The following is a 6,330-nucleotide window of genomic DNA, read 5'->3' on the forward strand; positions in this document are numbered from 1 at the left end:
GGTGCACGGACAGAACAGAGTTTTGAAAGAATGGTCGGCTTTGAATAACGATTGGACTCCATAGGGACTGCGGGTGGTCGACTGAACAGTTGAAACGAGAAAAATCCCGATATAGTGGACCGTGGGAATATCGCCATTGGGGGTGGGGCTGACGGGGAGTGCGATGGTTCGTAGAACCAGAGCTCGACCACCGTCAGGTGGGGAGGGGGGAGCATCCCCCCTCCCCTGTCTCCACGTCGGAATGAATGTCTGTAACCCCCACCCCACCCGCGCTTCGCGCTCCTCCCCCGCCCCGAGGGGCGGGGGCAGTGCGTGGCGATATCCGGTGGAAATCCGTACATGGGCTTTGCGATGTCACGAAACGTGAAACCAGGGGACAAGGACTCTTGAAGAACACAAATAAATGTGGTTTTTTGGAGGGGGGTTTCCAGGCGGGTTCCCCGGAAACCCTGAGAAAAAACCCTACGGCGTCGTCTCCTCGGCGCACTCGAGTTCCGCGACGATCTCGGCCGCATCGTCCATGCGCCGGACGAGATCCATGATCTCCATCAACCGCTCGGCGCCGATGAAGTGTTCGGCCATCACCCGGGCCGTATCGGTGAGTTCGATACGCCCACCCCGCCGCCGGACCAGCCCGTAGTCGAGGAGCGTGGGGAGGGCGGGCTCCAGCGTCCCGACCATCGTCCGGTTCATCCTGATGATCTGCTGCTCGTCGCCGTTCGAGACCACGGCGTTCGCGACGAACTCCTCCGTGCTCTGCTCCATGTCGTACTCGGGCGCGACCTCCTCCATCTCCCCCCGCAGGAGGCCGACGGCGACCTCCTCTTCGGTCTTGCCGGACGTCCGGGAATAGGATCCGCCGGGTTCCGCCAGGATGACCACCCGGCCGAGGTCGTGGAAATCCGGCCGCCCCGCCCGGCCCATCATCTGGTGGAACTCCTGGACGGTGAGCCACTGAATGCCCATCGCAAGCGCATCGAAGATCACCTGGGACGCCGGGAAATCGACGCCTGCGGCAAGCGCCGCCGTGGTCACGACGGCAGAGATCTCCCCGTTCGTGAACCGTCGCTCCACGTCCCGGCGTTCCTGGCCGGACAACCCCGCGTGATAGGGGGCGGCCTTCTTGCCGAGGGCGTCGGCGATGACGTGGCAGCGGGCCCGGGAGTTCGTGAAGACGATCGTCTGGCCCCGGTAACCCTTCGACGACCGCACCTTGTATTCCTCGGCGGCCATCTGCTTGATGAAGTTGATCTTCTTGTTTCGCTCGACGAAGATGAGGTGGCGTTCGAGCGGAACCGGCCGGTCCGCGTAGCGGACAAGGTTTGCCCCGAGTTTCTCCGCGAGCAGTCCGGGAGCCCCGATCGTGGCCGAGAGGTAGAGGAACTGTGCCTCGGGAGCGACGTGCTTGAGTCGGGCGATCAGACCGTCGAGACGGTGGCCCCGCTCCGGGTCCTCGAGCATCTGCACCTCGTCGATGACGACGGTGCCGATATCCTTCAAGGATCGCCCGGTCCGGAGAGCGTGGTCAATCCCCTCGTAGGTTCCCACCACCACGGGAGCGTTGACGTCCCGGTCGCCCGCCGGACGGGTCTCGGGGAGGTTGAGGCGGCTCACCCCGGTCTGCAGGGTGACCCGGACCAGGTGACCGTAGCGGTCGCGGAACCGCTGGTACTTCTGGTTCGCGAGCGCGACCAGCGGAACCAGGAAGAGCGTCCTCCCCCGGCCTTCGAGGAAATTCTTCATCCCGGCCATCTCCCCGATGAAGGTCTTGCCGCTCGCGGTCGCCGCGACGACCAGGAGGTGCTGTCCTTCGAGGAGGCCGTTCTGGACGGCGAGCTGCTGGACGGGCATCAGGTACTCGACCCCGGCGGCCTTTGCAAACGCGGGAGGGAGCGGAAGATCGGTGATATGGTCGGTCTTCTGAACCTCGTGCGCCTCGAGCCGGTCAAAGAGCGTCCGCTTCCGGTCGGGGTGATCGGGCCCCACCGACGCCAGCACCCGGTCGAGATCGCGAACCTGAGCGAGGAGTTTCTCCAGGTGGACGAGCACCGAACCGCCGAACTTCCCCAGGTAACCGAGCTCCCGGCGCATCTCGCGCTTTGCGCACTCCATGCAGATCCACTCCCCGCCGTACCGGACGCCGGTCGCCTTATTGACCGGCGCGAACCGGTCCTCGAGCTGGCAGAACCGGCAGATATCGATCCTTGACGACGGGATCTGGAGATCGGCAAGGAACGACTCGAACTCGGGGCTCTTCGCCGCAAGGAGAACAGAAGACCGGCGCAACAGCGTGATCAGGTCCCGGGTCGGGGTTGGCTTGAGCTGTTTGCCGCGGCGACGCATCTTGAAGTTCTTCGGCCGCCGGCCCTTCGGGGTCGCAGCCAGGTCAACGAACCCCGAACCTTCGACGCGGCCGCCTTCAACGAACAACAGTTTATACGTGCCCTTCTGGGGCTGGACGATGATTTTCATGACGGGATCAGGTCGTGGATCGTGTAGGTGAGTCCCACCGTCTCCAGACGTTTGAGGAAATCGGTAAACTCCTCATCGACGATAAGAATTGCGCACTCCCGACCGTGAAACGCCGCTTCGACGACCCCTTCCCGCGCACCGAAAAACATATCCGGCTCGATGCCCGCCTTCCTGAGGGCCACGTAGGACTCGAGGCCGACGGCGCCCACCATCTCGGCGTCCCGGACAGCCTCCCGGAGAAGATCCGGGCTGACCTGCCGGGACCCGCCCCGCTCCACCCTCGGCACCTTGCAGACGTGGATGAGCCCCTCTTCGTGCTGGATGATGCCGTTTAACTGGGCGACGCCGAGGTCTTCTCCGGGTGCCGCGTCCATGGTCGCGAGGCCGGTGGCGCTCTGTTCTTCTCCCGTCGCATAGAGCCACCCGTCCCGCATGAAGACACCGACCGTATCTCCCTTGCGGATATCGTCCCGGGCGATAGCCGTCCAGACCGCCACCTGCTGGATGACGTCCCGGTTGATATGCCGGGCGTAGGCCTCAAGCGCCTCGGCGTGACGCAGGACCCACTCGATCCCGCTCTTCGTCACCTCGTAGCGGCCCCGGCCGTGAGCGGTGACCAGCCCTTCGTCCACCAGCTCCCGGATGTACTCTGAGACGGCCTGAGGCGTCACGCCGAGTTTCGCGGCGACCTCCTGCTGGCGGACGGCCGGCTGGTGTTCGGCGATCTCTACGAGAATCTGGAACCGGGTGGCCTCCCGTTTACTGCGCAGGATGACGTAAAGAGGATCGTCAGTGAAGTCGGTCAAGCAGCACCATTCCCTGCCCTTTCACGTCGAGACCGGGGATCCTCTTCGCCAGCCCCTTGATGAAGGTGGGGCTGACCCCGTATTTTCGGGATATATCGCCGATGGAGGTGGTCCCGGCCACGATCTCCTGCTGCACCGAGTCCACAATCGTGCGGAGACCCTCGTCGTTCGAGACGGCGATGTGCAGCAGATCCCCGATATCGCCCATGGAACACTGGAAACTTGCCCGGAACTTGCTGTATGTCGCCCGGTACTCCTTCGTCGGCTTCTCTCCGGGCTTCGGCATCCGCCACTGCTCTTCGATCAGGTTTCCCTTCTTGAGGATAGAGAGGCACTCGGTCACCGTCGAGGAGCCGGCGTACGTCGCCAGATCCTCCTCGGTCAGCCAGGCCTTGTTCAGGAGTTCGTAGATCTTTTTATAATCGGCATTATTGAACGTTATGAGAAGAGGAACCAGTTCAACCGGATCGTTAAGAATTTTAATATGTCCCGTCACTGCGATACCCTATTGTTATATGGTGGTATAACTCCATAAATTTTTGCTGAAATCTCAATGCGTACCAGTGGCACAATCATCATCCGGGGCATCGTTCAGGGAGTCGGGTTTCGTCCCTTTGTCTATGCAAAAGCGCGGGAATTCGGGATCGCGGGGACGGTCAAAAACCTCGGGAGCGAGGTCGAGATCCACGCATCCGGCGACCGCTTCGAGGAATTTCTGGAGGCCGTTTCCAGAGGGACACCATTATCTCAAATAGATTCCGTAGATGTCCAGAATCTGCGCGGCGGGAAGACCGAAGGGTTTACCATCCTCGAAAGTAATTCCGGGAGCCTCTCGGGGTTCATCCCGACCGACGTCGCCACCTGCGACGACTGTATTGCCGATATTTTTACGCGGGACGGGCGGTACGAGGGTTACTGGGCAACGTCCTGCGTCAACTGCGGACCCCGGTACAGCATCATCAACACCATTCCCTACGACCGGGAGCGGACGTCGATGGCGGAGTTCCCCGCCTGCCCCGCCTGCGAGAGCGAGTACACCGACCCGTCGTGCCGCCGCCATCACGCCCAGACAATCGCCTGTGCGGCCTGCGGACCGCACCTCGCCCTTCTCCGGGCCGACGGAACGCCGGTGGCGGGCGACCCCATCCGGGAAGCGGCGGCCCTCCTGGACGCAGGCTCGATCGTCGCCATCCGGGGGATCGGGGGATTTCATATCGCCTGCACCGGGGAGGCGGCGGGGGTTCTGAAACGCCGCCTCGGCCGGACGGAGCAGCCGCTCGCGGTGATGGCAACCACAGAGGAGGCGGAACGGATCGCGATCGTCTCGGACGAAGAGCGGCGGATCCTCCACTCCCGGGAACGGCCGATCGTGGTGCTCGAAAAACGCGATCCCGCGTCCCACCCGACGATCTCGAGCCTCCACACCATCGGGTGCATGCTCCCCTACACCGGGCTGCACCACCTCCTCTTCGCGAACCTCGCCCACCCGCTCCTCGTCATGACGAGCGCGAACCTGCCGGGTTACCCGATGATCACCGATCTCGATACCGCGCTTGAACGGCTCCCGGGGCAGGTTGACTACATCCTCACCCACGACCGCCGGATCGTCAACCGGTGCGACGACTCCGTCGTCCGGGACGGCTACATCATCCGGCTCTCCCGCGGCCTCGCCCCAAAACGGGAGGCGATCGACCTCGGCAAAGGGTGCATCCTCGGCGTCGGCCCGGAACTGAACGCGAACATCTCCATCTACAAGGGCGGTTTCTGCATCACCTCCCCCCACGTCGGGAACGTCAGGAACCCCCAGACCCTCGCCTACCTGCAGGAGACGGCTGAACGGCTCGGCGGGCTCACCGGCGCCCGGTACGACCGGATCGTCCACGACCTTCACCCGCAGTTCCTCTCGACCCGTTACGCGAGGGAGGTTGCCGAAGCGACAGGGGCACAACTTCTCGCCGTCCAGCACCACCGGGCGCACATCGCCGCCACGACCCGGGAAGAGTGCGTCGGGATCGCGATCGACGGCGTGGGCTACGGCGACGACGGAACAATCTGGGGCGGCGAGGTGTTTGCGGGAGAGGTCCCCCACCTCGACCGGGTCGCTCACCTCGAAGTCATCCCGATGCCGGGCGGCGATCTCGCCACCCGGTTCCCGGAGCGGATGCTCTACGGCATCCTCCCCACCTCCGAAGTCCGGGATCTGCTCGCGGAGAGAGGCTGGAGCGATATCGAACTCGCCGTCCTCGTCAGGCAGGTGGAGCGGGGCCTGAACGTCGCCGCGACATCGAGCACCGGCAGGGTGCTGGACGCCGCCGCGGCCCTCCTCGGGATCTGCCGGGAGCGTACCTACGACGGGGAGCCGGCGATGAAACTCGAGACGGCGGCGCACGCCGGGAAGCCCTCGGCCTGGGAGAACGAATACCGGCAGGACGGCGGCTGCGAGGTTCTCTCGACCCGGTCGCTCCTCGCGGAGGCCCACCGGCGGTCCGCCGCCGGAGAACGGGCAAACGACATCGCCGCATCGATCCAGTACAACCTCGCCCGGGGCGTCGCCGCGATGGCCGTCCGGGCGGCCGAAGAGCGGGGGATCCCCCGGGTGGCGCTCTCGGGCGGGGTGGCCTACAACCGGGCAATCCGGGAGACGATCCGGACCGAGATCCGCGCCGCCGGGCTCGAGTTCATCATGAATAAGGACTATCCGCTCGGCGACGGGTGCATCAGCTTCGGGCAGGTCGTGTACGGCGGGAGCACGGAGGAGTGAGAGCCCCCGTATCCACCGGGTTGTAATCGAACAGACGCCTTCTTTTTTGCCTGGCGGCGTAGTGGCGGGAAAAAAGCGGCATGACTGCCCGGCGAAGCATTCTAAATAGTCCGGCACGGAGAGAGTGGAACGTCACCCGATCCGCGAAGATAGCCGGTTCGTTAGAGGCGAAACAAAAAAAGGGTTTAGCCGAAGAGGGCACCGAGACCGGCCATGCCGCTCTCTTCTTCCTCTTCTTTCTTCTCCTCTTCCTCGGCCTCCTCCTCGGCTGCGGGCGCGGCGGCTGCAGGG

At 64.1% G+C, this 6,330-nt stretch carries 4 protein-coding genes and 1 pseudogene; 1 reads left to right on the top strand and 4 read right to left on the bottom strand.

The features are described 5' to 3' along the window. Window positions 1–462: 462 nt before the first annotated feature. The 3 genes from EI28_RS11155 to EI28_RS11165 are packed head-to-tail and all read right to left on the bottom strand — an operon-like array spanning window position 463 to window position 3,774. Window positions 463–2,472: a DEAD/DEAH box helicase gene (locus tag EI28_RS11155; protein ID WP_048114890.1), complete on the bottom strand. Its 2,010-nt coding sequence runs from the start codon at window positions 2,470–2,472 to the stop codon at window positions 463–465. After that, a complete protein-coding gene (locus tag EI28_RS11160) occupies window positions 2,469–3,278 on the bottom strand; it encodes a MarR family transcriptional regulator (RefSeq protein WP_048114891.1) in 810 nt (269 codons plus the stop codon). The genes EI28_RS11155 and EI28_RS11160 overlap by 4 nt, the downstream gene beginning before the upstream one ends. Further along, the gene (locus EI28_RS11165) at window positions 3,262–3,774 is read right to left on the bottom strand and encodes an ArsR family transcriptional regulator (protein ID WP_048114892.1); all 513 of its coding nucleotides are present in this window, start codon (window positions 3,772–3,774) and stop codon (window positions 3,262–3,264) included. Before EI28_RS11165 ends, EI28_RS11160 begins: the two co-directional genes overlap by 17 nt. Before the next feature lie 57 nt (window positions 3,775–3,831). Between EI28_RS11165 and hypF the strand changes: the two genes are divergently transcribed. Then, entirely contained in the window at window positions 3,832–6,039 is a 2,208-nt protein-coding gene (gene hypF, locus EI28_RS11170; RefSeq protein WP_048114894.1) for a carbamoyltransferase HypF, read from the top strand. Window positions 6,040–6,224: 185 nt separating this feature from the next. On the opposite strand, the pseudogene rpl12p reads toward hypF, so the two are convergent. Beyond that, window positions 6,225–6,330 (bottom strand): annotated as a pseudogene (gene rpl12p, locus EI28_RS11175) (50S ribosomal protein P1); the annotation flags it as partial.

The sequence above is a fragment of the Methanoculleus sp. MH98A genome (assembly GCF_000691865.1).
Taxonomy (GTDB): Archaea; Halobacteriota; Methanomicrobia; order Methanomicrobiales; family Methanoculleaceae; genus Methanoculleus.